Genomic DNA, 24,515 nt, shown 5'->3' on the forward strand with positions numbered 1-24,515 from the left:
GTGCGGCAAGATCAGCGCTGGATCGGCGCGTTGAGCTGATCGGCCGTGATGTCCGTGGCGGGCTTTGCCGGCTGATCCTCGGTCAGCATCGATGCCGGCGGCATCGGCTTGTTGTCGGCGGCCACCGACACTTGGACCATGCGGGACATCACCGCCGGCGGCTCGCCCTTGTGCACGGCATCGACAAATTGCATGCCTGACACGACGCGGCCGAAGGCGGTGTAATTATGGTCGAGGCTGAAGCGCGGCTGCAGCATGATGAAGAACTGGCTGTTCGCGCTGTCGGGGCTCTGCGCACGCGCCATCGACACGGTACCGCGCAGATGCGGCGTATCGTTGAATTCGGCCTTGAGGTCGGGAAGCTCCGATCCACCCTGCCCGGTTGCGGTCGGATCGCCCGTCTGCGCCATGAAGCCGTCGATCACGCGGTGAAACTTCACCCCGTCGTAAAAGCCGGCCCGTGCAAGCTGCTTGACGCGTTCGACATGATGGGGCGCGACATCGGGATAAAGCTGCACCACGACGCGGCCGCCCGTCGAAAGGTCGAGGTTGAGCATATATTCGGGATTGCCCAGATACTGCTCGGGCTTGATCGTCGGCGCGGCTTCGGTCGCGGTATCGGTTGCCGGCGCCGCTTCGGTTGCGGGTGCGGCGGCCGCCACGGGGTCCGTCGTCGCAGGGGCCTCCTGCGCCATGGCGGGAAGCGCGAGCCCGAACGCAAGCGCCGTCAGGACCATGGGTCGGATAATCATCTTCATGCTGGGTCAGGCCTCTATCAAAAACTGCTTCGCGCCCCGTTGGCGCGACCTAGCGGGAAAAAGCTGAACGCTCAATGATCGGATTGCCGGCGACGGGATCAGCCCTCGCCCTGGCGAAGTCCGCGCTCGGATATCCGCGCGACGACGGCATCGCGAACGGCGGGGGTGACGAATTTGTGGATGTCGCCGCCGAAGATCGCGATTTCCTTGACCAGCCGCGACGCGATCGGCTGCAGGCTGACGTCGGCCATCAAAAACACGGTTTCCACGCGGTTGTTGAGCTGCTGGTTCATCCCCGCCATCTGATATTCATATTCGAAATCGGCGACGGCGCGCAGCCCGCGGACGATCACCGTCGCCCCCTCGCGCTCGGCAAAGTCCATCAGCAGCGAATTGAAGCCGACGACGCGAATGTCGCCGTCGATCCCCTCTACCTCGCGGCGGACCATCGCCAGCCGTTCCTCGTCGTCGAACATCGGCGATTTGGTGATATTGGTCGTCACCCCGATCACCAGCCGATCGACCAGCTTCGCGCCGCGGCGGATGATGTCCATATGGCCGAGCGTGATCGGATCGAAGGTTCCGGGATAAACCCCAATGCGCATCAACGGTCCCTTTCCACCACAAAGCGCGCGATCGCGCGCAGCAGCGCCGCCTCTTCGCCGAAACCGGCCAGATGCGCAATCGCCTGATCGACGAGCAGCCCGGCCTGTTCGCGCGCGCGGTCGATCCCCATCAGCGTGACGAAGGTCGCCTTGCCCGCATCCGCGTCCTTGTGCAGCGCCTTGCCGGCCAGCGCCTCGTCGCCCTCGACGTCCATGATGTCGTCGGCGATCTGGAACGCGAGGCCGATGTCGCGTGCATAGCCGCGCAGCGGTCGCCGCCCTTCGGCCGGAATACGCGCGAGGATAGCCCCCGCCTCGACCGAAAAGCCGATGAGGGCGCCGGTTTTGAGCTGTTGCAGCCGTGTCACCGTCGGCAGGTCGAAATTCGACGTTTCGGCCATCAGGTCCATCATCTGCCCGCCCGCCATGCCTGCCGGTCCGGCGGCGAGTGCGAGTTCGCGAACCAGCTCGCTGCGCACGAAAGGGTCGGCATGCGTTGCCGGATCGATCAGCCATTCGAAGGCGAGCGCATGCAGCGAATCGCCCGCCAGCACCGCGGTCGCATCGTCGAACGCCTTGTGCACGGTCGGCTTGCCGCGCCGCAGATCGTCATCGTCCATGCACGGCAGGTCATCGTGGATCAGCGAATAGACATGCATTGCCTCGACCGCGGCGCCGACGCGCAGGCTGAGCTGACGGTCGACATGGAACAGGTCCGCCGCCGCGCAGACCAGCAGCGGGCGCAGCCGCTTGCCGCCGCCGATCGCAGCATGGCGCATCGCTTCATAAAGGCGCGCGCGCGGGTCTTGCGGGACCGCCAGCAGGCGATCGAACAGCGCGTCGATGCCCGCCGCCACATCGACGAGCGCATTGCGGAGAAGATCGGAAGAATTCTGCATCGCCCCCTCGGCCAGTGCCACCGCGCCTCAGCCTTCGCCGAAGGGCTTGGTTCCGGCGGGCTGTCCATCGGCGCCGAGCCCGACCTGCTCGATGCGCGCCTGCGCCGCGGCAAGCCGCGCTTCGCAGTGCGCACGCAGGGCATGGCCGCGTTCGTACAGCACTACCGATTCCTCCAGGCTGACATCGCCGCTTTCGAGGCGGCGGACGATGGTTTCGAGTTCGCCCATCGCGGCTTCGAAGGACAGCGCCGCAATATCGGCGGCGGCGGCGGTATCGGGGGTATCCGTCATCCCCCAGCTTTGGCCCGCGAAGGGCGCTGCGGTCAAGCTTGACGTCGCCCTTTTCGTCGATAGCATCGCCACCATGTTCGTCGGCCATTTCGCCCCGGCGCTCGTCGCCGCCACCCGGCCCAGGGCCCCGGGGCTCGGAACGCTGTTCGTCGCGGCGCAACTCGTCGATATCGGCTTCGCCGCGCTGCTGATCCCGGGGGTCGAGGCGATGCGCGTCGTTCCCGGCATCACCGCGATGAACCCGATGGACCTCTATCACATGCCCTACACGCACAGCCTGCTCGGCGCGCTGCTGTGGGGTGCGGCGTTCGGCGCGCTGGTCGGGGCGATTACCCGGCGGCGGGAGGCGGCGTTGCTGACGGCACTGGTCGTCGTTTCCCATTGGTTCGTCGACCTGATCGTCCATATCCCCGACCTCACCTTCTATGGCGCGCCGCCGAAATTCGGGTTCGGGCTGTGGAATTACCCGCTCGCCGAAATGCCGCTCGAGATCGGACTGACCGCCGCAGCGATGATCTATTATGCACGCCGGACCAGCGCGCCGACCGGCAACCGGCGATTGTGGATCCTCGGCGGCTTGCTCGCGGCGGTCCAGGCGGTCGACTGGTTCGGCGCCAAGGCGCCCGACTATTCGATCGAAATCCCGCTGACGATGCTCGCCGCCTATATCGTCCTTGCGCTCGTTGCGGCGTGGGCGGGCGCGAACCGCGCTGTCGTGATGGCACAGGAGGAGGCCTCGACATGATCCATTACGCGATCGGCTATGTCGCCACCGCGATCCTTTTCGGCCTGCTCGACGCCTTGTGGCTCCGCACGATGGTGCCCGCGGTCTACCGCCCCGAAATCGGTACGTTGCTTATGGACGGATGGCGGCCCGCGCCCGCGCTGATCTTCTACGCTCTCTATATGCTCGGCATCCAGATTTTCGCGGTCGCCCCCGCGATCGAGGCCGGGCGTTGGCAGGTCGCGGCGCAATGGGGGGCGCTGTTCGGCTTCTTCTGCTACATGACCTACGACCTCACCAACCATGCCACGATGAAAATCTGGTCAACCAAGGTGACGCTGCTCGACATCGCCTGGGGCAGCGTCGCAACCGGCGTCGCCGCCGGCGCAGCGGCGTGGATCGTGCTGACCGTCGCGCCGCGCACCGCCTGACACGCCGCCCCATTTTGCAATCGCGATAAAGTTTTTTGCAATTGCTGCGCCGTGCGCGCGCCGTCATGCTGCAACGCACAATAAAGAGGGGCTTAAAGGCAAGTTTTGTTCATCAAGACAAGGACTTGCGCGATGAAAAATATCCTATTTCCTGCTTTCGCCGCCGCCGTTCTGGCACCCGTTTTTGCCGCAGCTGCCGAACCGGCGCAGCAGCGTTTCGAGCATGACGGTCACGTCTATGCCTATTCGGTGACCGAAACCAACGGCTATCGCGTCATCAGCGGGGTCGAGGAAAAGAGCGGCAAGCCGTTCAAGCTGCGCGTCGGCGCGCACCGAGTGCGCGGCACCGTCGGCACCCAGCAGGTCAATTTCTCGCTGCGCGACGTCGAACCGCTCGGCGAAGCCGCCGTGACGCTCGCCGCGCGCTGAGACGCCTCTCCGACCCGGACCCCATGGTGCGAAAAGCATCATGGGGTCTGTTCGTTTCGCGCCTACATCGCTAAAGGCGCGCCATGACTCAGACAGCAAGCGCGCCCGCCTCCGTCATCACCCCCGAGATCGTCGCCGACCATGGCCTGTCTCCGGAAGAATATGAGCGCGTCCTCGCCGCGCTGGGGCGCGAGCCGAACCTTGTCGAACTCGGCATCTTTTCGGTCATGTGGTCCGAGCATTGCAGCTACAAAAGCTCGCGCATCCACCTCAAGAAACTGCCGACCGAGGCGCCGTGGGTGATCTGCGGCCCCGGCGAAAATGCCGGCGTCATTGACATCGGCGAAGGGCCGGACGGCAAGAAGCTTGCCGCCATCTTCAAGATGGAGAGCCATAACCACCCGTCGTACATCGAGCCCTATCAGGGCGCGGCGACCGGCGTCGGCGGAATCCTGCGCGACGTGTTCACCATGGGCGCGCGCCCGGTCGCCAACCTCAATGCGCTGCGCTTCGGCCGCCCCGACCATCCGAAGATGAAGCACCTCATCTCGGGCGTCGTTCACGGCATCGGCGGCTATGGCAATTGCGTCGGCGTGCCGACGGTGGGCGGCGAGGTCAATTTCCACAAGGCCTATGACGGCAATATCCTCGTCAACGCGATGACCGTCGGCGTCGCCGAACAGGACAAGATCTTCTATTCGGCCGCCAGCGGCGTCGGCAATCCGATCGTCTATGTCGGGTCGAAGACCGGCCGCGACGGCATCCACGGCGCGACGATGGCGAGCGCGGACTTCGGCGAGGATGCCGAGGAGAAGCGCCCGACGGTGCAGGTCGGCGATCCCTTTACCGAAAAGCTGCTGATCGAGGCGTGCCTCGAGCTGATGGCGTCGGACGCGATCGTCGCGATCCAGGACATGGGCGCCGCGGGACTTACCAGCTCGTCGGTCGAAATGGCGTCGAAGGGCGGCGTCGGCCTCCACCTCAGGATGGACGATGTGCCGCAGCGCGAAACGGGCATGACGGCTTATGAAATGATGCTGTCCGAGAGCCAGGAACGCATGCTCATGGTGCTGCGCCCCGGCAAGGAAGATTTTGCGAAAGCGATCTTCGAGAAATGGGAACTCGACTTCGCGGTGATCGGCACCGTTACCGATACGGGGCGCATGGTGCTGGAGCATCATGGCGAGGTCGTCTGCGATATTCCGCTCGCCCCGCTTGCCGACGATGCGCCGCTCTACGACCGCCCGCACGTTCCGACGCCGAAGCAGCCCGAACTGACCGACGTCCCCGAAACGACCGACGTCGCGGCCGACCTCAAGACGCTCATGGGATCGCCCGACATCGCCAGCCGCCGCTGGATCTACGAACAATATGACAGCCAGGTCGGCGGCGACACGGTGCAGATCGGCGGCGATGCCGCGCTCGTCCGCATCCACGGCACGAACCGCGCGCTCGCGATGAGCACCGACTGCACCCCGCGCTATTGCTATGCCGACCCGGTCGAGGGCGGCAAGCAGGCGGTCGCCGAAACCTGGCGCAACATCAGCGCGGTCGGCGCGACCCCGCTCGCGATCACCAACTGCCTCAACTTCGCAAACCCGCAGCGCCCCGAAATCATGGGGCAGATCACCGGGTGCCTCGACGGCATGGGCCAAGCTTGCCGCGCGCTCGACTATCCGATCGTCTCGGGCAACGTCAGCCTTTACAACGAGAGCAAGGCTACCGGCGGCGGCAGCGCGATCCTGCCCACCCCCGCGATCGGCGGCGTCGGGGTGATCGACGATCTGTCGAAGGCCGTCGGCATCGGCTTCAAGCGCACGGGCGATATCGTGCTCGCGGTCGGCGAACGCGCCGGCCACCTCGGCCAGTCGGTCTGGCTGCGCGAAATCCTCGGCCGCGAGGAAGGTCCGCCGCCGCCGGTCGACCTGCGCGCCGAAAAGCGCACCGGCGATTTCATCCGCCACGCAATCAACGCCGGCTGGATCACCGCCTGCCACGATGTGTCGGACGGCGGCGTCGCGGTTGCACTCGCCGAAATGGCCCTGAAATCAGGCATCGGCGTGCTCGTCAGCGAGGAACAGCCCTTCGGTATTGCCGAAAGCTTTTTCGGCGAGGATCAGGGCCTCTATCTCGTCACCGTCTGCGACACCTGCCTCGCCGACTTCCTCGACGCTGCGAACGGCGCCGACGTGCCGGTCGATCCGCTCGGCCGGACGATCAAGGACCGCATCGTATTCGAACTGCCCGACAGCGATTTTTCGGTGACGCTGGCCGAGTTGCGCGAGGCGCATGAAGGTTTCTTCCCCAACCTGATGGGGGCCGACGCAGCGCTGGCTTGAGCGGCGCAGCATTTACCCCATCCGTCATTGCGAGCGTAGCGAAGCAATCCAGAGTGGCGTACGCATGCTCTGGATTGCTTCGCTACGCTCGCAATGACGCGATGCTCATTGGCACGGAGGTAGAAGTCTATGACCATCCACATCGGCGTCGGCGGCTGGACCTACGAACCATGGCGCGGTACCTTCTATCCGCCGAAACATCCGCAAAAGCGCGAGCTCGACTATGCCGGGCAGCATCTGACCGCGATCGAGATCAACGGCACCTATTATGGCAGCCAGAAGCCCGAAAGCTTCGCCAATTGGGCGGCCGCGGTCCCCGACGGGTTCAAATTCAGCGTCAAGGCGTCACGCTTCTGCACCAATCGCAAGCAGCTCGCCGATGGCGCGGCGTCGGTTGAGAAATTTCTGACGCAGGGACTGACCCGCCTTGGCGACCGGCTCGGGCCGATATTGTGGCAGTTCATGGCGACCAAGACCTTCGATCGCGATGATTTCGCGCGCTTCCTCGACCTGCTGCCCGAAAGCCAAGACGGGCTACCGCTGCGCCACGCGCTCGAGGTGCGGAACGAGAGCTTTCGCGACCCCGCCTTCGTCGACCTGGCGCGCGAGCGCAACATGGCGATTGTCTTCGCCGACAGCGATGAATTTCCGTGCATCGACGAGGCGACCGCGGATTTCAGCTATGCACGGTTGCAGCGCAGCCGCGACGATGTTGCGACGGGCTATGACGAGGCGGCGCTCGACCATTGGGCGGCGCGTGCGAAGGCGTGGGCGGCCGGCGGGCGCGACGCCTATATCTTCTTCATCGCGGGCGCCAAGGTGCGCAATCCTGCCGCGGCGCAGGCGCTGATCGCCCGGTTGGGCGCCTAAGCGCGCGCGGCGTTCAGGCCGCTTGCGCGAGTTCGGGCTGCTTCGCCGCTTCGGCGGCCTGCTTGGTGCCGAGCAGGTCATAGGGATCGACGCCGTCGGCGCGCATCATCGCGTGGACCTGCTTGTAGATTTTCGGCTCGGCGATCCCCAAGCGCTGGCGCGCCGCGTGGATCGGTTCGGCCAGCAGCGCCTCGATATCCTGAAAGGCGATCTGCTGCGCGACGCGGCCGATGCGCTGGCCTTCGCGGACCGCACCGTAGATCGGGTAGCGGCTGCCGAAACCCTTGCGGATCTCGCGCGCGCCGGCCCAGGCGATGAACAGTGTCCCCCAGCTCGGCGTCTGGCTGTACGAGAAGGCAAGCACGCATTGTTCGCCCAGCGCGTCGCGACCATAGCCGGTAAGGATATGAAACAGGTCGTGCGTATCGCGCAGCCGGTCGCCATAAAGCTCGACCATATCGTCGAAGCGCGGCTTGGTGCGGCGGAACTTCATCGATTCATCGACCAGCCCCTGCGCCGTCAGCCCTTCGCGTTCCATGAAATCGACATAGACGCGACCGACGCTGCCTTCGGGCAATTTGCGCAGCGCGTCATGATCGTCGAGCATCGCCGGCAGATAGGGGCGATCGGCCAGGACCTTCTGACCTTCCGCGGTCGCGAAGAAACGCGCGACCGACCGTTTGAACCGATTGTCGCGCAGCGCGTCGAGAATGTGAAACACCTGTTCGGTGTCCTCCTTGTCGGCAATCAGCTTGCGGAAATGGTGCAGCGCCTTCAGCGGGCGGAAGCCGGTGTCTGTGCGGTCGGGGTGGATCAGCGGGATAGCGGTCATGGCGTATCTCTTGCGGTTGGGGCCGTGAAGTCTCGATCTAGTCACTACTGACACAAATGTCAATATATCGTGAATGGCCGGAATATGCGGGCCGGACAAGCCGCTGGACGCGGCCGCTGGGCTCGGCGATAGTCATGTTGGGGGACAAAGCATGACCGACCGGTACGAAAGCCTCGACGCGATTCGCGGCGTTGCGGTGATGGGCATATTGGCGATGAACATCGTCGCCTTTGCGATGCCGATGAGCGCCTATTTCAACCCCGCCGCGGGCGGCGCGCCGGGCGGCGCGGACCTTGCCGCATGGGCGTTCAATTTCGTCTTCGTCGATTCGAAGATGCGCGGCCTGTTCTCGATGCTCTTCGGGGCGAGCACGCTGCTGGTGATCGAGCGCGCCGAGGCGGCGGGCCGCAGCGCGGCGGCGACGCATTATGCGCGGATGCTGTGGCTCGGCCTCTTTGGCCTCGCCCATTTCTATTTCATCTGGTTCGGCGACATATTGTCGCTTTATGCCGTCTGTGGCCTGCTGCTCTTCCTGTTCCGCGGTCTGTCAGTGCGCGCGCTGCTCTGGTGGGCGGCGGGCTTCCTGCTGGTCGCGATGGCGCTGATGGGATCAATATGGCTGTCGATGGCGCTGCTCGAAGCGGGGCAATTGCCCGGCACTGCGGCGGCCGAGGCGCGGGAACAGATGGCACAATTCAACGCGATGATGGGTCCGGACTCGCCCGACTATGCCAGGGATGTCGCCCATTATCTGGGAAGCTACGGCGCGATCGCGGGGATGCGGCTCGGCGCGGGTGCGCTCGAACCGCTGACGCAGGTGATGCTGTTCCTTTGGGAAAGCATGGCGCTGATGCTGATCGGCATGGCGCTGTTCAAGGCGCGGATGCTGACAGGGGAATGGGACGCCGCGCGCTATCGCAAATGGGCGATCGCGGCCTTCCTGTTATCCGCGCCGCCGCTCGCGCTGCTGGCCTGGCATAGCGCAGCCGCGGGTTTCGGTACCGTCGCGGTGTTCGGGGCGGCACTCGTCTGGTCGACCCCGTTCGATTTCGTGATGACGGTCGGCTGGGCCGCAATCATCATGCTGCTCATCAAGACCGCGGCGTCGCCGGCGCTGCGCGCCCGGCTTGCGGCCACCGGGCGCATGGCCTTCACCAACTATCTCGCGACGTCGGTGGTGATGACGACGATCTTCTACGGCTATGGGCTGGCGCTGTTCGGCAGCGTGCCGCGCGCGGCGCTCTACCTCTTCTGCTTCGCCATGTGGGCGGCGATGCTGCTGTGGTCGAAGCCCTGGCTCGCGCGTTTCGAATATGGCCCGCTCGAATGGCTGTGGCGCAGCCTGTCGCGCTGGCAGCGACAACCGATGCGGCGCACGCTGGCCGAAGGTCCAGGGCTTAGCTGACGGCGCGGCCGAAAGTCGGGCGGCGCTGGACGAGCGGGTTCGCTTCGCGTTCGAGCGCGGTCAGCGTTTCCTCGAACAGCGGGCGCAGTTCGACGACGCGCGGCAGATATTCTTCCGGGCTGACTTGCGCCTCGACGCAGTGGCGCGCGAACATTTCGATATCTTCGGCCAGCGCGCCGAGCCGTTCGGCGCCGAACTGGCGCGCCTCGCTCTTGAGCGTATGCGCAGGCATGACGAGGCCGCCGGCGCTGCGGGCGCGCATCGCCTCTTCGATCGCGGCGACCGACTTGATGCCGTCCTCGCGAAAATAGCCCAGAATCCGCACGAATGCCGCCCCCAACTGGGTGCGAGTCGCGCGAAATTCATTCCAATCGACCAGGATCTCGTCCAATTTTCCGTCCCTCGGTGTTCAGTCTGGTCCGTGGTCCCGTCCTGCACATGCACCGAAGTCGGTAAAAAAGAGGTTACGCGCGCAAAGCGGACACCGCCGAATCGCCCCGAAACGGGTCAGTCGCGCCGGACGCGCCAACGCGCGGCTTGGCCCATCGGCCCGGCGTCATCGATCCGCCAGCCCTGTTCGGCGGCAAGCGCTGCAACTTCGCGCGCGGCGTTGGGGTCGTCGGCGATCAGCACGACATCCTGCGCGACGCGCATCGCGCGGGCGAGCCGCAGCGCCGGCCAGGGGCAGCGCATGCCGCGCGCATCGACGGTCAGCGCCGCCGCGTCATTCGTCATAGGGGTTGCGCGTGTTGCGGAAATTGATGCGGATCGGCACGCCCTGGAACCCCAGTTCCTTGCGCATCCCGTTGACCAGATAGCGCTGGTAGCTCGCGGGCAGGGAATCGGTCCGGCTTCCGAAGATGATGAAGGTCGGCGGACGCGTGCGCGCCTGCGTCATGTAGCGCAGCTTGATCCGCTTGCCGCCCGGCGCCGGCGGCGGATTGGCGTCTACCGCGCGTTCGAACCAGCGGTTGAGCTTCGCGGTCGAGACACGGTTGGTCCAGATCGCGCGCTGTTCAAAGGCGACGCGGACGAGCGTGTCGATCCCTTTCCCCGTTGCGCCCGAAATGCTGAGCAGCGGCACGCCCTTGATCTGGCTGAGCCCGTCGTCGAGCGCCGCACGGACGCCGTTGAACAGCGACGACGGGTCTTCGGCGACGTCCCATTTGTTGAGCGCGATGATCAGCGCACGCCCTTCCTCCAGCACGCGGTCGGCGATGCGCAGATCCTGCGCCTCCAGCCCCTTTGTGGCGTCAAGAAGCAGCACGACGACCTCGGCGAAATCGACCGCGTGCAGCGCGTCGGCCACCGACAGCTTTTCCAGCTTGTCCTGAACCTTCGCCCGCTTGCGCATCCCCGCGGTGTCAAAAAGCTGGATCGGATGGACCTCGCCATCCTTTTCCCATTGCCAGTCGACGCGGATCGAATCGCGCGTGATCCCGGCCTCGGGTCCGGTAATCAGCCGGTCTTCGCCGATCATCCGGTTGATGAGCGTGGATTTGCCCGCATTGGGCCGCCCGACGATCGCCAGCTTGAGCGGGCCGAGCGGCACATCCTCGTCCGCATCTTCGCCGACCGCCTCTTCGTCGGCGTCCATGAAGGGTTCGACGATCGGGCGCAGCGCGTCGAACAGATCGACCAGTCCCTCGCCATGTTCGGCACTGAGCGCAATCGGCGATTCGAAGCCGAGCGAATAGGCCTCCATCAGCCCCGCCTCGCCCTGCTTGCCTTCAGCCTTGTTGGCGCACAGGATGATCGGCGTGTCTTCGCTGCGCAGCCAGCGCGCAATTTCTTCGTCGAGCGGGGTCACGCCCGCGCGCGCGTCGATCATGAACAGCGCCGCATCGGCTTCGCGCACCGCCTTTTCGGTTTGCACGCGCATCCGGCCGGGCAGCGTCGCCGCGTCCTGATCCTCGAACCCCGCGGTATCGACGATCAGAAATTCCAGGCCGAGCAGCTTGCCATCGCCCTCGCGCCGGTCGCGCGTCACGCCCGGCTGGTCGTCGACCAGCGCCAGGCGCTTGCCGACCAGCCGGTTGAACAGCGTCGATTTGCCGACATTGGGTCGGCCGACAATGGCGATCGTCGCGGATCGCGCCATGCGTCTATCCTATCTTCGCGGCGGGCCAACCCGGCCGCGCCCTGTTATTGCCAGGCGGTGATCGTGCCGTCGTCCGCCAGGATATAGAGCCGGTTGTTCGCAACCACGGGTGGCTGCGACAAGGGCGACTTGAACTCGGTGGTCGCGAGCGTCGAACCATCGGTCGGCGAAAATTCGACGAGCTGCCCCTCGCTGTTCACCGCGATCAGGCGTCCGCCGGCCAGAATCGGGCCGGTCCAGCGGATCGGATCCTTTTTCTTCTTTTCGGTTTCGACGCGATAGCGCGCGAGCTGCTGGATCCAGCGGACCTTGCCCGAACCGCGCGCGACGCACAGCAGCTTGCCGTCGTCGGTCATCGCATAGACCCACTCGCCGACGACATAGGGCGTCGAGATACCGGCGATCGAGATCTCCCAGATGCGCTGGCCGGTGAGCAGGTCATAGCTAGCCATGCGGCCGCCCTGGCCGAGCGCAAAAACGCGGCCGCGGTCGATCACCGGGTCGGCGTCAACGTCGGTCAGCGTCGAAACCGACAGCGCCATCGAGGTGCGCGCGAGCGCGTCTTCCCACAGATCGCGGCCGTTTTCGTAACGATAGGCCTGAACCTCACCCGACGAAAAGCCGGCTACGATCGTCCCCTGCCCCGCCGCGGGCGATGCCGCACCGAACACGCTGCCGGGCTCGAGCGACGCGGTCGCCTGCCACTGCACCGCGCCGTCGCCGGCATTGAGCGCGAAAATCTGGTTGTCCTGCGTGATCACATAGACGCCGCCGAAGGCAACCGTCGGCGCGCCGCGCAGCGGCCCCGCGGGTTTGACCTTCCACAACAGCTTGCCATCCTCGGCGTTCAGCGCGGCGACGTCGCCGACGCCGCTCGTCGCATAGACGACATTACCGTCGACCGACGCGCCGCCGCCGAACAGCGAATTTTCGAAATCCTTGCCCGTGCTGCCGATCGACACGCTCCACAGCTTCGCGCCGGTATCGGCGGCGAAGGCCGACACGACGGCATCGGTGTCGACGGCGAACAGCCGGTTGTTCGAAATCACCGGGGCCGCGGCGAGCCGCTGCTTCTTGGTGCTGCCCGCGATCGACGCTTCCCACGCCTTGGTGCGCGCAGCGCCCAGCGCGGGATGCCCCATCGACTTGGAAGCATTGCCGCCCGACTGCGCCCAATCCGCATTGAGCACCGGATCGGGCAACACCACCGCGACCGCGGCGGTGGTCGGGTCGACCTTGATGCTGTTGTCGTTCGACAGGATCGAAACGCGCTCGCCGACCGTCGGCGTGCGCGGGCCGCCCTTGCCCTTGAACGCGCCGCAGCCCGCAAGCGGCAGCGCGAGCATCATGGCGCAAATCACATAGTGGCGTTTCCGCATCTTATTTGGCTTCCTCACTCTTGGCGGCGGCCGCTGCGCCCGGGGCGGCACCGCCTTGCTGGTCCTTTGTCGTGTCCTTGGCGGCGCTTTCCGCCGCGCGATCCTCGACCGCATCGACGCCGAGCATCCCCGCCATCTGCACCGTCCGCGACTGCAGCGATTTGAAGGTGGCGGGCGCCTTGGCGATACGCGCATAGAGCGCGCCGGCCTTGTCATATTGGCCGAGGTGATAATAAGCTGCGGCCGTCAGTTCGGCCGCGCTGCCGAACCAGCTCGACACCGGGTCGGTCGCATCGACGAGCGGCTTCATCCGCGCGATCACCGCCTCGGGCTTCATCGTATCGAATTCGAGGGCGGTCTGGCGAACCAGCGCCATATCGCGCATCGACTGGTCGAGCTTGGCGTCGCCCGCGACCTGCGCGAGCAGCGCGGCGGCGGCTTTCAGGTCGCCGGCCTTCGCCTTCATGTTCGATTGCTCGATCAGCGCGGCGGCGCGATAGGCGGCATTGCCCTCGCCTGCCAGCGTCTTGAGATCGGCGGTCGCCGCCGTGGGCTGCGCCGCGGCCTTGTCGAAAGCGGCCAGCAGCTGTTCGGCCTTTTCGCCGCGCGCCACCGTCTGACGGTGCTCCCAATAGAGATAGCCGCCGAACGCCAGCAGCGCCGCGATCGCCGCGCCGACGATCCAGCGGCAGTAACGCTGCATGATGGAGCTGAGCTGATCCTTGCGGACGGCCTCGTCGACTTCCTGCAGGAAGGCCGCATTGTTCGTCGGGCTCAGGGCCAATCAATCCTCCATAACTCGTTCGCGAGCGATGCCCGCTTCGGGTCCGCCGGCCGTTCCTTAGCGGTCATGCCGAAAAAGGCCAAGCGATTCACTTGACCCCTGCAGGCACCCGTCCGGGACGCCGTCAACCCTTGTAGATTTGATCGTCGGTCGGGAATGAACGGGACCTGACCTGCTGGGCATATTCCTTCACTGCGCCGTCGATCACACCCGCCATATCCTGGTACCGCTTCACGAATTTGGGGACGCGTTCGAACATGCCGAGCATGTCGTCGGTGACGAGCACCTGCCCGTCGCATTGCGCCGAGGCACCGATACCGATCGTCGGACAGGCAACCTTGCCGGTAATCTCGATCGCGATCGATTCGAGCACGCCTTCGATAACGATCGAAAAGGCACCGGCCTGCGCGACAGCGACCGCATCCTCGACGATCGTGCGCGCTTCCTCGTCGCTTTTGCCGCGCACGCCATAGCCGCCGAGGATGTTTACCGCCTGCGGCGTCAGCCCGACATGCCCCATCACCGGAATCCCGCGCTGGGTCAGAAATTCGATCGTCGGGGCGAGCACCTTGCCGCCCTCGACCTTCACCGCCGCCGCGCCGGTTTCCTTGAGCAGGCGTGAGGCATTGGCGAAGGCCTGTTCGGGGCTCGCCTCATAGCTGCCGAAGGGCATGTCGACGATCACCGCGGCATGATAGCTGCCGCGCACCACCGCGGCGCCGTGCAACGCCATCATCTCCATCGTCACCGCGACAGTATGCGGCAGGCCATAGATCACCTGCGCCAGCGAATCGCCGACGAGCAGCATGTCGCAATGCGGGTCGAGCAGCTGCGCCTGCCGCACCGTATAGGCGGTCAGCATCACCAAAGGCTCGCCGCCGCCCTTGCGCTGGCGAATGCGCGGCACCGTCAGGCGCTTCATCGGCTGCGGCGTCGGATTGGCGCGGCTGGTGGAGGTGTCGAGGGTGAGCGTTTTTGGGAGCGTGGACATGGGGCGCGGGTTTAGCGGCTTATGCTGCGCTGCGAAAGGCCGCAAAGCGGAGCGATGTTCGCATAGATTGACTCTATGTCAGAAATTATTTACATTGAGTCGCATATTATGAACATGGAGACGCCAAATGTCGTTCCGCGAAAAAATTCACTGGGTGACGCTGGTCACGATGATCGCCGCCTTCGGCTGGTATTTTCTTGCCTATCCGTGGGGGATCGCAGCCAGCCCGGCGGGCCTTTGGGCGAGTGCGGGGATGCTGCTGCCGGTCACCGTCGCGATCATCATCGCGATGACGATCGCATCGGCCTGGATGGCGATCCGCACCCCGGCCGAGGCCAACCTCAAGGAAGACGAGCGCGACCGTTCGATCCATTATCGCGGCACCCATTATGCCTATTATCCGCTCGTCGTCGGCGTGTGGGTCAGCATCTTCGCCCTGTTCTGGAACGCGGGGCCGGCGGTGCAGCTCAACCTGCTGCTTGCGGCGGTCGTCCTCGCCGAACTGATGCGGATCGGCGTCCAGCTTTACCTCTATCGCCGGGGTTGGCATGGCTAGGCTGCCTTTCTCGAACGACATCCGCACCTTGCGCTTTCTCGCGGGCGAAATGACGCAGGCCGAACTCGGCGAGCGCGTCGGCGTGACCCGCCAGACGATCGCCGCGATCGAACAAGGAAAATATTCGCCCTCGCTCGAAGTCGCCTTCCGTATCGCGCGCACCTTCGGCAAGCCGCTCGAACAGGTGTTCGGGTGGGACGAGGAAGGCCGCTGATCCGATGCGCGGCCGCGCTGGCCCGGCCCACCTCTCCCCGGGGGCCGGCCGAGCCGAAACGGCCGCGTGCGCGGCGGACCTTATGCGGTGCCGCGTCCCGCTTCGTTTAGCGCCGCCAATTGCAGGTTGGTCAGCGTGACCGTCTCGCTGTCCATGATCTCGTCGAGTTGCGCGACCGAGGTGGCGCTAGCGATCGGGGCGGTGACGCCCGGCTGCGCGGCGACCCAGGCGAGCGCGATCTGCGACAGGGTGGCGCCGGTTTCGGCAGCGATCGCGTCCATTGCGGCGAGCACCGCCGGCCCCTTACCCTCCAGATAGGCTTTGGCCCGCGCGCCGCGCGAGCTCTTGCCGAGATCGTCGGCGCTGCGATATTTGCCTGACAAATAGCCCGACGCGAGGCTGAAATAGGTGACGACGCCGAGCCCTTCGGCGATGCAAAGCTGTTGCAGCGCGCCTTCATATTGATCGCGGTCGAGCAGGTTGAGTTCGGGTTGCATCGCGGTGAAACGCGGCAGTCCCCCGGCGTCAGCGACGCGCAGCGCCTCGGCCAGCCGCTCGGCACTATAATTGGATGCCCCGATCGCGCGCACCGTCCCCGCATCGACCAGTTCGCCGAACGCGCCGAGCACTTCGTCCAACGGCACATCGGGATCGTCCTTGTGCGCGAAGTAGAGGTCGATCGTATCGACGCCGAGCCGATCGAGCGAGCCTTTCACCGCTTCGCGGATGCGATCGGGCTTCAGCCCGCCGGGCATCATGCCGACCTTGGTTGCGATCAGTACTTGGTCGCGCGCACCGCTATCCTTCAGCCACGCACCCATCATGCTTTCGGATTCGCCGCCCTTGTGCCCCGGCACCCACGCCGAATAGACATCGGCGGTATCGATCATCCCGCCGCCGCGCTCGACGAAACGGTCGAGGATCGCGAAACTTGCGGCCCGATCGGCGGTCATCCCGAAGACATTGCCGCCCAGCACGAAGGGACGGACCGACAGGCCGCTCTGGCCAAGGGGACGCTGCGTCATTGCGATACTCCTGCATGGACCACCGGCACCGCCTCGCGCGAATTGTCGCTGAACAGGCCGTCGATCCCGGTCTTCAGATAGGTGCGGATCTCGTCCGCCAGATCGCCGTGGCCGGCGGGGTTGATGCCGCTCTTGTCCCCAAGCGGCAGGAAATAATTCTCGCGGCGAAAGGTCCAGGGATGGACCTTCAGCCCGGCGGCATGGGCATCGCGCACCAGATGGGTCGGATCACCGAGCGTGCCGAGCGCCGTACGCGGGATGATCATTGTCTTGTTGGGTCCGATCCCGTCGGCATAGGCGGCAATCGCCTTCAGCCCCGCAGGCGTCGCCATCGCGGCGTAGCTTTGCTGCGCATCGTCGGCCGGACCGCCCTCGCCGTCCATGAGCTGGATCAGCGGCAGGTCGCTTTTCGCCCGGATGGCTTTCAGATTGCCGACCTCGAAACTCTGGATGAACACCGGCGCGCTGCGGCCATGATAGCCATAGCGTTCCAGCATCGCGAGCAGCGGCGCCTCGTGCGGCAGGCCGATGCCGGCGAAATAGCTCGGATGCTTGGTTTCGGGATAGACGCCGACCGGGTGGGCGCGCCCCTTGTTGACCCGCACGAGCAGGTCGAGGATCTCGGCAAAGGTCGGGATCTGGTAGTGCCCGTCAAATTCGGTCGAGCGCAGTTGCGGCAGCCGCTCCTTCGCGCGCAGCGTCTTGAGTTCGGCCAGCGTGAAATCCTCGGTGAACCAGCCGGTCACATCCTGGCCGTCAATCCGTTTCGTCGTCTTGCGCGCGGCGAATTCGGGATGGTCGGCGACGTCGGTCGTCTCCGAAATCTCATTCTCGTGCCGCGCGACGAGCACGCCGTCCTTGGTCAGTACCAGATCGGGCTCGATGAAATCGGCGCCCTGTTCGATCGCAAGTTCATAGCTTGCGAGCGTATGTTCGGGCCGTTCGCCCGACGCCCCGCGATGCGCGATGACGATCGCGGGCTTTCCGTCGAGCGTGGGCTGCGCCGCCATCGGTTCAGCCCCGCAGCCGGCGAGCGCGAGCAGCGCCAGCGCGGCGCGCCAGGGCCTCATGCCGCAAAGCGCTGTTGCCAATCATCGGCGGAGAAGCCCACGCTATACGCGCCGTCGGCATCGACGAGCGGGCGCCGGATCATCGCCGGCTGATCGAGCATCAGTGCCTTCGCCTTTGCCGCATCAAGCTCTGCCTTGTCGGCATCGGGCAGCTTGCGGAAGGTCGTCCCGCTCTTGTTGAGCAGCTTTTCCCAGCCGAGCGCATCGACCCAGCGGTCGAGCATAGCGGGATCGAGCCCGTCCTTGCGATAGTCGTGAAACGCATAAGCCACGCCATGCTCGTCGAGCCAGCGCCGCGCCTTCTTCACCGTGTCGCAGTTCGGAATGCCATAGAGAGTCAGTGCCATGCCGCCGTCATAGCGACGGCGCTTCGGCAATGCGAGCGTTTGCGCTTGCCAATTTTCCGCGCAGCGCCCGGGCGAAGCCTTCGTGCAGCGCCGCGGCGATGTCGGGATTGGCGGCAAGATAGTCGCGCAGCACCGCGGCGGGGATGAACCACAGCCGCGCGTTGGTCGACAGCGTCACGGTTCCCGTCGCCTGCGCGCCGTCGAGCACGGTCGCCTCGCCGATCAGCGCGCCGTCGCTCACCGCGCCGACCTCGACCCCGTCGCGCAGCACCGACGCCGCGCCCTGGCTCAGATAGAAAAGGCTGGGTGCCGCCTGATTTTCGCGGATCAACACCTCGCCCTGCCGCGCCGAAATCCAGTGCCCCTGGTCGATCAGCCCGCGCGCCGCCGTCGCGCTCAGCCGGTCGAAATGACGGGCGCGAAGCTGCTCCTCCTCGGACGAGAAGCGGATGCTCAGATTGCGGAGCCAGTCGCGCCAGCCGAACGCGATATTGGCGAGGATGATCGCGAGCAGCAGCAGACCCGCGATCAGCGCCTGCCCCGCGACGAGCGCCAGCGGCAGGGCGACGAGCGCGGCGATCGCCAGCCCGGCGCGCACATATTCGATGCGCACCGCAAAGCTCGCCGCAAGCAGGATGAACAGGGCCAGATAGCCAAGAAGGGCCGGATCGAAATTCGCCATAGCCAATCGTTTTACAGCGGTCCCTGTGCTTAGATTGCTAGGGACCAAATCTTACCGATTACCGAAGACGGACGCGCGACCCGTAAATGCGTCCCGATTTGCGAAAGAAACTAACAGTTTTTTGCAATGAAGAAAAGCATAGGTGCGCAAAAGCCGCCATCATGCTAATTTTATCGCCCGCGCTTGCTTTGGCGGGGCAATCGCGCCAAGGCACCCGGCGAATCGATTTTGACGCAGAAAATGTAAGAAGACCGCATATGACGCACCAATGGCAACCGCAAAGCTGGCGCTCGCACGAAGCCCGCCAGCTGCCGACCTACACCGACGAAGCCGCGCTCGCGGCCGCCGAGCGCGAGCTTGCCGGCTATCCGCCGCTCGTCTTTGCCGGCGAGGCGCGCGAGCTGACCAGCGAGCTGGGCCGCGTTGCGGAAGGCAAGGCGTTTCTGCTTCAGGGCGGCGACTGTGCCGAGAGCTTTGCCGAATTCCATCCGAACAATATCCGCGACACCTTCCGCGTCCTGCTGCAGATGGCGGTGGTGCTAACCTTCGCGTCGAAGATGCCCGTCGTGAAGGTCGGCCGCATGGCGGGCCAGTTCGCCAAGCCGCGCTCGGCCGACATGGAAGAAGTGGGCGGCGTCGAGCTGCCAAGCTACCGCGGCGACATCATCAACGACATCGCTTTCGAAGCCGCAGGCCGCGCCCCCGATCCGCAGCGCATGATCCGCGCGTACAACCAGTCGGCGGCGACGCTCAACCTGCTGCGCGCCTTTGCGAACGGCGGCTATGCCAATCTGCATCAGGTCAACGCCTGGACGCATGATTTCATGGACCGCAGCCCTTGGGCTAAGAAATATCAGGAAACCGCCGCGCGGATTTCCGAAGCGCTCGCCTTCATGGAAGCGTGCGGCGTGACGCCGGAAACGGTGCCGCAGATCAAGGGCACGAGCTTCTACACCAGTCACGAGGCGCTGCTGCTTCCCTATGAGCAGGCGCTGACCCGGCAAGACAGTCTGACCGGCGGCTGGTACGACACGTCGGGCCATATGCTGTGGGTCGGCGACCGCACCCGCTTCGAAGGGTCGGCGCATATCGAATATCTGCGCGGCATCGGCAATCCGGTCGGCATGAAATGCGGCCCCAGCCTCGACCCCGACGAGCTGCTGCGCCTGCTCGATACGCTGAACCCCCAGCATGTTCCCGGCCGCATGACGCTGATCACGCGCTATGGTCACGACAAGATCGAGGCGCATCTGCCGGCGCTGGTGCGCGCGGTGAAGGCGTCGGGGCACCCGGTCGTGTGGTCGTGCGATCCGATGCACGGCAATGTCATCAAGACGGGCAATGGCTACAAGACGCGCCCATTCGAGCGCATCCTCGCCGAAGTGCGCGGCTTCTTCGCGGTCCACCGCGCCGAAGGCACGCATGGCGGCGGCATCCATATCGAGATGACGGGCCAGAATGTCACCGAATGCACCGGCGGTGCGATGGACGTGACGCAGATGGACCTTGCCGATCGCTACCACACGCATTGCGACCCGCGCCTCAATGCCGGGCAGAGCCTCGAACTTGCCTTCCTGCTCGCAGAAATGCTCAATCAGGAAATGACCGACCGGGCGAAGCAGGCCGCATGAGCGAACGCCGCGTCATCGTGCAGAAGGAAGTGATCCGCAACGGGGTCGGCTTCGGCAGCGCGCTGGCGATGGCGATCAGCTTCACCACCCACAAATCGGTGCTGTGGGCGATCATCCATGGCATCTTCAGCTGGTTCTACGTCGCCTATTTCGTGCTGACTCGCTGAGCGGCGCGCGGCGTCGCCGGAGCTAAGTCCTAGTCTGCCGTTCCCGGCCAGCGCTTCGTGTCGGCGAAGGCGCGGCCAAGCGCGACATGGAGATCGGCATCCTCGGCCGCGCCGCCAAGCGGTACCTTGTCCGAAAATTCGTCGGCGGGGCGATGATAGTCGCTACTGAGAAACGCCTCGAGCAGTTTCATGTCCGAAAAGCTGCCGCCGACCATCAGCGACGTGACGCCCTTGGCGCCGAGCGCCCAGCCATCCTGCCGCTGGACGAAGGCATCGGCCTCGCCGTCGCTGTCGATCGTCCGGCCGAGCGCCGTCGCAACGTCGCGCACCACCGCGTCATAGGCGGGCTTGCCGCGCCCGATCGTCGCGACCGGGGTGCCGCGCGGCGAAATGGCGATAGTGTCGATGTTGAGCGCGACAGTGATGTCGGACAGCGGCACCACCGGATGGTCGGCGAACCAGCGCGCGCCGAGCAGCCCCTTCTCTTCCGACGTGGTCGCGAGGAAATAGATGTCGCGGTCGGGACGCGGCCCCGCAGCAAGGCGCTTGGCCACTTCGATCAGCACCGCGATCCCGCTCGCATTGTCGACCGCGCCGTTGCAGATGCGATCGGCGGTGCCTTCGGGCCGGCAGATGCCCAGATGGTCCCAATGGCCGAGGAACAGCACTGCCTTGCCGTCGGGCTTCGCGCCCGGCAGCTTGGCGACGATATTGTTGCTGGCAAAATTGCGCACCGCTGCGGTCGCAGTGAAATCGCCCGTCACCGGCAGCAGCGCGCCGCGATAGTCGCCCGCCCCGGCCGCCGCACGCAGCGCCTCGCCGCTCTGTCCCGCCTTGGCGAGCATGGCATCGAGCGCCGCCGGCGCGATATAGCCGCTGATCTTCGGTCCTGCCGGCGCCGATCCCATGCGCACAGTCTTCGCGCCCAGGCCTTCGCGAATCTCGCTCCACGGCATCGAATCCGGCGCGACGATCAATACGCCCGCTGCGCCCGCGTCCGCGAGCATCTGGCGCCGCTCGCGGTAACGCGGCAGCTTGTCGCCGAAGGGCGGCGTATCGAACAGCATGACCGCGACCTTGCCCGCGACATCGGCGTTGACCCGGCCCGCCGCATCGACGCCATAGCCAACGAAGACGAGAGGCGTATCGGCCAGCGCCACCGACGCCTCGCTGCCGGTGACGATGATCCCGTCATCGCCGATCGCGAAGGGCTGGCCGGCTACCTTGAACCGCGCGCTTCCGCCCGTCGTCTGCGTTTCGACGAAAGGAACCGGCTGCAGCCAGGGCGTGTCGCTGCCCGGCACCGCCTGCAACCCAGCCTTTGCCCATTCGCCGACGATATAGGCGATGGTGCGGTCCTCGCCCTCGGTACCCGGACCGCGGCCCTCGAAGGCATCGCTCGCAAGAACGCGGATATGCTGCGCCAGATCGGCTTCGGCGACGGGCGCATCGCCCTTCGCATAGGCGGCGGGCGTGACAACAATCAGGGCGGCGGCCGCAACGGCGGCGCGAAATGGCGACAATGTCATGGATGTGCCCGATGGCATGGCGATGCCGAAGCGGCAAGGCGCGTTCGTCGAACGATGAACGGCGTTGACGGAAGGATGAACCGCTATTGCGGGCGCGCCCGTTCCAGCAGCGCCTTCGCCGCCGCGACGTGCATATCCTCGATCATATGGCCCGCGTGCCGCTGCGCACCGCCGGTTGCGGCGGCGACCAGCGCCTCGGCAGCGGCAATCTCGCGCGGCGACGGGGCGAAGGCGCGGTTGCACGGATCCACCTGCGACGGGTGGATCAGCGTCTTGCCGTCGAAGCCGAACCGCCGCCCCTCGCCCGCTTCGGCCGCAAAGCCTTCCGCATCGTCGATCGCATTATAGACGCCGTCGAAGCACCACACGCCGCCCGCCCGCGCCGCGAGCACGATCGCCTGGATCGCATGGCTCATCGCGCCGCGATCCATGCCGTCGGGCAGTTTGAGCTCAAAGGCCAGATCGTTGAGCCCGGCGATCAGCCCCTGCACCGCCGCGTCGGCGGCGATGCCCTGTGCCGCATAGATGGCCGTCGGCGTTTCGATCATCGCCAGCAGCGGTAGCCCCAGCGTGCGCAGCGGGTCGAGGTCCGAGGGCGCGTCGACCTTCGGCAGCACCACCGCGTCGAGCGCGAGCCCGTCCAGCGCCGCAAGATCGTCTGCCTGCTCGGCGCTGCCGCTGGCGTTGACGCGCACGGCGACGCGCTTGCCCGCAAAGCCCGCCGTCACCGCGGCGCGCATCGCCGCGCGTGCCTCTGCCTTGCGCTCCGCGGGCACCGCATCTTCCAAGTCGATGATCAGCATATCGGCGGCGAGCCCGCCCGCCTTTTCGAGCGCGCGGGCGTTGGAGCCGGGAACATAGAGGAGCGAGCGCGGGGCGAAAGCGGCATGGGTCATGCGCTTTTCTGTGGCGCAGCCGGACCATTGCCGCAATAAGGAAGCGGGATTGCGATCGAATTTGCAAAGGGGATGATCATGTATTTCGCACTTGCACTGGTGGTGCTGGCGCTGGTGTTTCTGATCTGGGCGCTGACGCCGGTGCGGCAGGGTTTCGCCTATACGATCGAACGCTTCGGCCGCTACACGCACACCGCGCAGCCGGGCCTCAACTTCATCATGCCGATCTTCGACCGCGTCGGTCGAAAGGTGAACATGATGGAGCAGGTGCTCGACATCCCGGGGCAGGAAATCATCACCAAGGACAATGCGATGGTCGCGGTCGACGGCGTCGTCTTTTTCCAGGTGCTCGACGCCGCGAAGGCGGCCTATGAGGTCAGCGACCTGTACCTCTCGATCATGAACCTGACGACGACCAACCTGCGCACCGTGATGGGGTCGATGGACCTCGACGAGACGCTGTCGAAGCGCGACGAGATCAACGCGCGCCTGCTGCATGTCGTCGACGATGCGACGACGCCATGGGGGGTGAAGATCACCCGCGTCGAGATCAAGGACATCCGCCCGCCCGCCGACATTTCGAACGCCATGGCGCGCCAGATGAAGGCCGAGCGCGAAAAGCGCGCCGCGATCCTGGAGGCCGAAGGGCTGCGCGCCTCCGAAATCCTGCGCGCCGAGGGCGAGAAACAGGGCCAGATACTGCAGGCCGAAGGGCGGCGCGAAGCCGCCTTCCGCGACGCCGAAGCGCGCGAGCGCGAGGCCGAAGCCGAAGCCAAGGCGACACAGATGGTCAGCGACGCGATCGCGAGCGGCAATGCGCAGGCGATCAACTATTTCATCGCGCAAAAATATGTGGAGGCGGTAAGCCAGTTCGCGACCAGCCCCAATGCCAAGACGATCCTGTTCCCGGTCGAGGCGACGCAGCTCATCGGCACGCTGGGCGGCATCGGCGAACTCGCCAAGGACGCGATCGAACGCGGCAAGGCAAGCTGAGGCAGGGGAAGCGGATATGCCCGACTTTATCGCCAATATGGAACCGCACTGGGCGTGGCTGTCGCTCGGCGTCCTGCTTGCCGCCGCCGAAATCATCGCGCCCGGCTTTTTCCTGATCTGGCTCGGCGGCGCGGCGGTTATCACCGGCGTCGTCGCGTGGGTGTTGCCGATCGGCGTGCCGCTTCAGCTCGGCATCTTCGCCGTGCTGGCGGTGATCATCCTCTATGGCGCGCGCAAATGGCTGCGCGACAATCCGATCGTCTCGACCGACCCGCTGCTCAACCAGCGCGGCGGCCGCCTCGTCGGTGAGGTGCTGACGGTGACGACGGCGATCGAGGACGGCCGCGGCCGCGCTCGGGTTGGCGACGGCGAATGGCCGGTGCGCGGCCCCGACGCCGCCGAAGGCGCCAAGGTCCGTGTTGTCAGCGCCGACGGCGGCGTGCTGGTGGTCGAGGCGGTCTGATCGATAGCGCGCCTGCGTCCCCGTTTAATTCGTCATGCTGAACTTGTTTCAGCATCCATGGGCTATCGTTTCCTTCCGTGCCGCGCTTGTTGAAAGAGCTGGCC

29 protein-coding genes are annotated in these 24,515 nt (G+C 65.6%); 12 read left to right on the forward strand and 17 right to left on the reverse strand.

Annotated elements, in window-relative coordinates; all coding sequences use genetic code 11:
* Window positions 1–11 precede the first annotated feature (11 nt).
* From STE01S_RS00495 to STE01S_RS00510, 4 genes are all read right to left on the reverse strand, one after another.
* On the reverse strand, window positions 12–758 hold the full coding sequence (locus tag STE01S_RS00495; RefSeq protein ID WP_062763964.1) for a peptidylprolyl isomerase: 747 nt from the start codon (window positions 756–758) through the stop codon (window positions 12–14).
* Between the two features lie 98 nt (window positions 759–856).
* Complete coding sequence (gene coaD, locus STE01S_RS00500) at window positions 857–1,363, reverse strand: pantetheine-phosphate adenylyltransferase (protein ID WP_003040543.1); 507 nt, start codon at window positions 1,361–1,363, stop codon at window positions 857–859.
* Window positions 1,363–2,262 (reverse strand): polyprenyl synthetase family protein, encoded by a 900-nt coding sequence (locus tag STE01S_RS00505; protein ID WP_040589190.1) that lies wholly within the window; start codon window positions 2,260–2,262, stop codon window positions 1,363–1,365. The genes coaD and STE01S_RS00505 overlap by 1 nt, the downstream gene beginning before the upstream one ends.
* Before the next feature lie 27 nt (window positions 2,263–2,289).
* Window positions 2,290–2,553: an exodeoxyribonuclease VII small subunit gene (locus STE01S_RS00510; protein ID WP_062764541.1), complete on the reverse strand. Its 264-nt coding sequence runs from the start codon at window positions 2,551–2,553 to the stop codon at window positions 2,290–2,292.
* A gap of 73 nt (window positions 2,554–2,626) precedes the next feature.
* Between STE01S_RS00510 and STE01S_RS00515 the strand changes: the two genes are divergently transcribed.
* The 5 genes from STE01S_RS00515 (at window position 2,627) to STE01S_RS00535 (ending at window position 7,346) form a co-directional block, all read left to right on the forward strand.
* A complete protein-coding gene (locus STE01S_RS00515; RefSeq protein WP_062763966.1) occupies window positions 2,627–3,298 on the forward strand; it encodes a hypothetical protein in 672 nt (223 codons plus the stop codon).
* Window positions 3,295–3,708 (forward strand): DUF2177 family protein, encoded by a 414-nt coding sequence (locus STE01S_RS00520; RefSeq protein WP_003040553.1) that lies wholly within the window; start codon window positions 3,295–3,297, stop codon window positions 3,706–3,708. The genes STE01S_RS00515 and STE01S_RS00520 overlap by 4 nt, the downstream gene beginning before the upstream one ends.
* 132 nt (window positions 3,709–3,840) lie before the next feature.
* A complete protein-coding gene (locus tag STE01S_RS00525) occupies window positions 3,841–4,137 on the forward strand; it encodes a hypothetical protein (protein ID WP_062763968.1) in 297 nt (98 codons plus the stop codon).
* Between the two features lie 83 nt (window positions 4,138–4,220).
* A complete protein-coding gene (gene purL / locus STE01S_RS00530; protein ID WP_062763970.1) occupies window positions 4,221–6,476 on the forward strand; it encodes a phosphoribosylformylglycinamidine synthase subunit PurL in 2,256 nt (751 codons plus the stop codon).
* Window positions 6,477–6,605: 129 nt separating this feature from the next.
* Window positions 6,606–7,346, forward strand: a complete 741-nt coding sequence (locus STE01S_RS00535) for a DUF72 domain-containing protein (protein WP_062763972.1) — start codon at window positions 6,606–6,608, stop codon at window positions 7,344–7,346.
* Window positions 7,347–7,359: 13 nt separating this feature from the next.
* On the opposite strand, the gene STE01S_RS00540 is transcribed toward STE01S_RS00535, so the two are convergent.
* Window positions 7,360–8,178: a Coq4 family protein gene (locus STE01S_RS00540; protein WP_003040567.1), complete on the reverse strand. Its 819-nt coding sequence runs from the start codon at window positions 8,176–8,178 to the stop codon at window positions 7,360–7,362.
* A gap of 151 nt (window positions 8,179–8,329) precedes the next feature.
* Between STE01S_RS00540 and STE01S_RS00545 the strand changes: the two genes are divergently transcribed.
* Window positions 8,330–9,583, forward strand: a complete 1,254-nt coding sequence (locus STE01S_RS00545; protein ID WP_062764544.1) for a DUF418 domain-containing protein — start codon at window positions 8,330–8,332, stop codon at window positions 9,581–9,583.
* Here STE01S_RS00545 and STE01S_RS00550 read toward each other — a convergent pair.
* The 6 genes from STE01S_RS00550 to panB all read right to left on the reverse strand — a co-directional run bounded on the left by STE01S_RS00550 (window position 9,576) and on the right by panB (window position 14,838).
* The gene (locus STE01S_RS00550; protein ID WP_003040572.1) at window positions 9,576–9,974 is read right to left on the reverse strand and encodes an Hpt domain-containing protein; all 399 of its coding nucleotides are present in this window, start codon (window positions 9,972–9,974) and stop codon (window positions 9,576–9,578) included. The two genes, STE01S_RS00545 and STE01S_RS00550, sit on opposite strands and share 8 nt — an antisense overlap.
* Window positions 9,975–10,090: 116 nt before the next feature.
* Entirely contained in the window at window positions 10,091–10,318 is a 228-nt protein-coding gene (locus tag STE01S_RS00555; RefSeq protein ID WP_062763974.1) for a sulfurtransferase TusA family protein, read from the reverse strand.
* Window positions 10,308–11,684 carry a ribosome biogenesis GTPase Der gene (gene der / locus STE01S_RS00560; RefSeq protein ID WP_058813131.1) on the reverse strand — a complete coding sequence of 459 codons (1,377 nt, stop codon included), beginning with the start codon at window positions 11,682–11,684 and terminating at the stop codon, window positions 10,308–10,310. Before der ends, STE01S_RS00555 begins: the two co-directional genes overlap by 11 nt.
* Before the next feature lie 44 nt (window positions 11,685–11,728).
* Complete coding sequence (locus tag STE01S_RS00565) at window positions 11,729–13,063, reverse strand: outer membrane protein assembly factor BamB family protein (RefSeq protein ID WP_062763976.1); 1,335 nt, start codon at window positions 13,061–13,063, stop codon at window positions 11,729–11,731.
* Window position 13,064: 1 nt separating this feature from the next.
* Entirely contained in the window at window positions 13,065–13,847 is a 783-nt protein-coding gene (locus STE01S_RS00570; RefSeq protein WP_062763978.1) for a hypothetical protein, read from the reverse strand.
* A 124-nt stretch (window positions 13,848–13,971) separates the two neighbouring features.
* Entirely contained in the window at window positions 13,972–14,838 is an 867-nt protein-coding gene (panB, locus tag STE01S_RS00575) for a 3-methyl-2-oxobutanoate hydroxymethyltransferase (RefSeq protein WP_003040587.1), read from the reverse strand.
* 127 nt (window positions 14,839–14,965) lie between these two features.
* Here panB and STE01S_RS00580 point away from each other — a divergent pair, with 127 nt between their 5' ends.
* Window positions 14,966–15,394, forward strand: a complete 429-nt coding sequence (locus tag STE01S_RS00580) for a hypothetical protein (RefSeq protein ID WP_062763980.1) — start codon at window positions 14,966–14,968, stop codon at window positions 15,392–15,394.
* Entirely contained in the window at window positions 15,387–15,608 is a 222-nt protein-coding gene (locus STE01S_RS00585; RefSeq protein ID WP_062763982.1) for a helix-turn-helix transcriptional regulator, read from the forward strand. Before STE01S_RS00580 ends, STE01S_RS00585 begins: the two co-directional genes overlap by 8 nt.
* 80 nt (window positions 15,609–15,688) lie before the next feature.
* On the opposite strand, the gene STE01S_RS00590 is transcribed toward STE01S_RS00585, so the two are convergent.
* The 4 genes from STE01S_RS00590 to STE01S_RS00605 are packed head-to-tail and all read right to left on the reverse strand — an operon-like array spanning window position 15,689 to window position 18,732.
* Entirely contained in the window at window positions 15,689–16,633 is a 945-nt protein-coding gene (locus STE01S_RS00590; protein WP_062763984.1) for an aldo/keto reductase, read from the reverse strand.
* The gene (locus STE01S_RS00595; protein ID WP_062763986.1) at window positions 16,630–17,703 is read right to left on the reverse strand and encodes a glycerophosphodiester phosphodiesterase; all 1,074 of its coding nucleotides are present in this window, start codon (window positions 17,701–17,703) and stop codon (window positions 16,630–16,632) included. Before STE01S_RS00595 ends, STE01S_RS00590 begins: the two co-directional genes overlap by 4 nt.
* Window positions 17,700–18,050 carry an ArsC family reductase gene (locus STE01S_RS00600; protein ID WP_062763988.1) on the reverse strand — a complete coding sequence of 117 codons (351 nt, stop codon included), beginning with the start codon at window positions 18,048–18,050 and terminating at the stop codon, window positions 17,700–17,702. The genes STE01S_RS00595 and STE01S_RS00600 overlap by 4 nt, the downstream gene beginning before the upstream one ends.
* Before the next feature lie 7 nt (window positions 18,051–18,057).
* Entirely contained in the window at window positions 18,058–18,732 is a 675-nt protein-coding gene (locus tag STE01S_RS00605) for a cyclic nucleotide-binding domain-containing protein (protein WP_062763990.1), read from the reverse strand.
* A gap of 257 nt (window positions 18,733–18,989) precedes the next feature.
* On the opposite strand from STE01S_RS00605, the gene STE01S_RS00610 reads away from it, so the two are divergent.
* Together STE01S_RS00610 and STE01S_RS20200 are read left to right on the forward strand one after the other, a co-directional pair.
* Complete coding sequence (locus STE01S_RS00610; RefSeq protein WP_003040609.1) at window positions 18,990–20,363, forward strand: class II 3-deoxy-7-phosphoheptulonate synthase; 1,374 nt, start codon at window positions 18,990–18,992, stop codon at window positions 20,361–20,363.
* Window positions 20,360–20,530: a hypothetical protein gene (locus tag STE01S_RS20200; RefSeq protein WP_162928171.1), complete on the forward strand. Its 171-nt coding sequence runs from the start codon at window positions 20,360–20,362 to the stop codon at window positions 20,528–20,530. The genes STE01S_RS00610 and STE01S_RS20200 overlap by 4 nt, the downstream gene beginning before the upstream one ends.
* Window positions 20,531–20,559: 29 nt before the next feature.
* Here STE01S_RS20200 and STE01S_RS00615 read toward each other — a convergent pair whose 3' ends face one another.
* Both STE01S_RS00615 and STE01S_RS00620 read right to left on the reverse strand, forming a co-directional pair.
* Window positions 20,560–22,059 carry a M28 family peptidase gene (locus tag STE01S_RS00615; protein ID WP_255265841.1) on the reverse strand — a complete coding sequence of 500 codons (1,500 nt, stop codon included), beginning with the start codon at window positions 22,057–22,059 and terminating at the stop codon, window positions 20,560–20,562.
* An 83-nt stretch (window positions 22,060–22,142) separates the two neighbouring features.
* The gene (locus STE01S_RS00620) at window positions 22,143–22,955 is read right to left on the reverse strand and encodes an HpcH/HpaI aldolase/citrate lyase family protein (RefSeq protein WP_062763994.1); all 813 of its coding nucleotides are present in this window, start codon (window positions 22,953–22,955) and stop codon (window positions 22,143–22,145) included.
* A 72-nt stretch (window positions 22,956–23,027) separates the two neighbouring features.
* On the opposite strand from STE01S_RS00620, the gene STE01S_RS00625 reads away from it, so the two are divergent.
* Both STE01S_RS00625 and STE01S_RS00630 read left to right on the forward strand, forming a co-directional pair.
* Window positions 23,028–23,948 carry an SPFH domain-containing protein gene (locus STE01S_RS00625; protein WP_058813142.1) on the forward strand — a complete coding sequence of 307 codons (921 nt, stop codon included), beginning with the start codon at window positions 23,028–23,030 and terminating at the stop codon, window positions 23,946–23,948.
* Between the two features lie 16 nt (window positions 23,949–23,964).
* Window positions 23,965–24,411 (forward strand): NfeD family protein, encoded by a 447-nt coding sequence (locus STE01S_RS00630; protein WP_062763996.1) that lies wholly within the window; start codon window positions 23,965–23,967, stop codon window positions 24,409–24,411.
* Window positions 24,412–24,515: the final 104 nt, after the last annotated feature.

Origin of the sequence: Sphingopyxis terrae subsp. terrae NBRC 15098 (assembly GCF_001598815.1) — a bacterium.
Taxonomy (GTDB): domain Bacteria; phylum Pseudomonadota; class Alphaproteobacteria; order Sphingomonadales; family Sphingomonadaceae; genus Sphingopyxis; species Sphingopyxis terrae.

Excerpts from the sequence above, each read along its gene's own strand:
- STE01S_RS00495 (WP_062763964.1), bottom strand. The coding sequence starts at position 758 with ATGAAGATGATTATCCGACCCATGGTCCTGACGGCGCTTGCGTTCGGG.
- coaD (WP_003040543.1), bottom strand. The coding sequence starts at position 1,363 with ATGCGCATTGGGGTTTATCCCGGAACCTTCGATCCGATCACGCTCGGC.
- STE01S_RS00505 (WP_040589190.1), bottom strand. The coding sequence starts at position 2,262 with ATGCAGAATTCTTCCGATCTTCTCCGCAATGCGCTCGTCGATGTGGCG.
- STE01S_RS00510 (WP_062764541.1), bottom strand. The coding sequence starts at position 2,553 with ATGACGGATACCCCCGATACCGCCGCCGCCGCCGATATTGCGGCGCTG.
- STE01S_RS00515 (WP_062763966.1), top strand. The coding sequence starts at position 2,627 with ATGTTCGTCGGCCATTTCGCCCCGGCGCTCGTCGCCGCCACCCGGCCC.
- STE01S_RS00520 (WP_003040553.1), top strand. The coding sequence starts at position 3,295 with ATGATCCATTACGCGATCGGCTATGTCGCCACCGCGATCCTTTTCGGC.
- STE01S_RS00525 (WP_062763968.1), top strand. The coding sequence starts at position 3,841 with ATGAAAAATATCCTATTTCCTGCTTTCGCCGCCGCCGTTCTGGCACCC.
- purL (WP_062763970.1), top strand. The coding sequence starts at position 4,221 with ATGACTCAGACAGCAAGCGCGCCCGCCTCCGTCATCACCCCCGAGATC.
- STE01S_RS00535 (WP_062763972.1), top strand. The coding sequence starts at position 6,606 with ATGACCATCCACATCGGCGTCGGCGGCTGGACCTACGAACCATGGCGC.
- STE01S_RS00540 (WP_003040567.1), bottom strand. The coding sequence starts at position 8,178 with ATGACCGCTATCCCGCTGATCCACCCCGACCGCACAGACACCGGCTTC.
- STE01S_RS00545 (WP_062764544.1), top strand. The coding sequence starts at position 8,330 with ATGACCGACCGGTACGAAAGCCTCGACGCGATTCGCGGCGTTGCGGTG.
- STE01S_RS00555 (WP_062763974.1), bottom strand. The coding sequence starts at position 10,318 with ATGACGAATGACGCGGCGGCGCTGACCGTCGATGCGCGCGGCATGCGC.
- der (WP_058813131.1), bottom strand. The coding sequence starts at position 11,684 with ATGGCGCGATCCGCGACGATCGCCATTGTCGGCCGACCCAATGTCGGC.
- STE01S_RS00565 (WP_062763976.1), bottom strand. The coding sequence starts at position 13,063 with ATGCGGAAACGCCACTATGTGATTTGCGCCATGATGCTCGCGCTGCCG.
- panB (WP_003040587.1), bottom strand. The coding sequence starts at position 14,838 with ATGTCCACGCTCCCAAAAACGCTCACCCTCGACACCTCCACCAGCCGC.
- STE01S_RS00580 (WP_062763980.1), top strand. The coding sequence starts at position 14,966 with ATGTCGTTCCGCGAAAAAATTCACTGGGTGACGCTGGTCACGATGATC.
- STE01S_RS00585 (WP_062763982.1), top strand. The coding sequence starts at position 15,387 with ATGGCTAGGCTGCCTTTCTCGAACGACATCCGCACCTTGCGCTTTCTC.
- STE01S_RS00590 (WP_062763984.1), bottom strand. The coding sequence starts at position 16,633 with ATGACGCAGCGTCCCCTTGGCCAGAGCGGCCTGTCGGTCCGTCCCTTC.
- STE01S_RS00595 (WP_062763986.1), bottom strand. The coding sequence starts at position 17,703 with ATGAGGCCCTGGCGCGCCGCGCTGGCGCTGCTCGCGCTCGCCGGCTGC.
- STE01S_RS00600 (WP_062763988.1), bottom strand. The coding sequence starts at position 18,050 with ATGGCACTGACTCTCTATGGCATTCCGAACTGCGACACGGTGAAGAAG.
- STE01S_RS00605 (WP_062763990.1), bottom strand. The coding sequence starts at position 18,732 with ATGGCGAATTTCGATCCGGCCCTTCTTGGCTATCTGGCCCTGTTCATC.
- STE01S_RS00610 (WP_003040609.1), top strand. The coding sequence starts at position 18,990 with ATGACGCACCAATGGCAACCGCAAAGCTGGCGCTCGCACGAAGCCCGC.
- STE01S_RS20200 (WP_162928171.1), top strand. The coding sequence starts at position 20,360 with ATGAGCGAACGCCGCGTCATCGTGCAGAAGGAAGTGATCCGCAACGGG.
- STE01S_RS00615 (WP_255265841.1), bottom strand. The coding sequence starts at position 22,059 with ATGACATTGTCGCCATTTCGCGCCGCCGTTGCGGCCGCCGCCCTGATT.
- STE01S_RS00620 (WP_062763994.1), bottom strand. The coding sequence starts at position 22,955 with ATGACCCATGCCGCTTTCGCCCCGCGCTCGCTCCTCTATGTTCCCGGC.
- STE01S_RS00625 (WP_058813142.1), top strand. The coding sequence starts at position 23,028 with ATGATCATGTATTTCGCACTTGCACTGGTGGTGCTGGCGCTGGTGTTT.
- STE01S_RS00630 (WP_062763996.1), top strand. The coding sequence starts at position 23,965 with ATGCCCGACTTTATCGCCAATATGGAACCGCACTGGGCGTGGCTGTCG.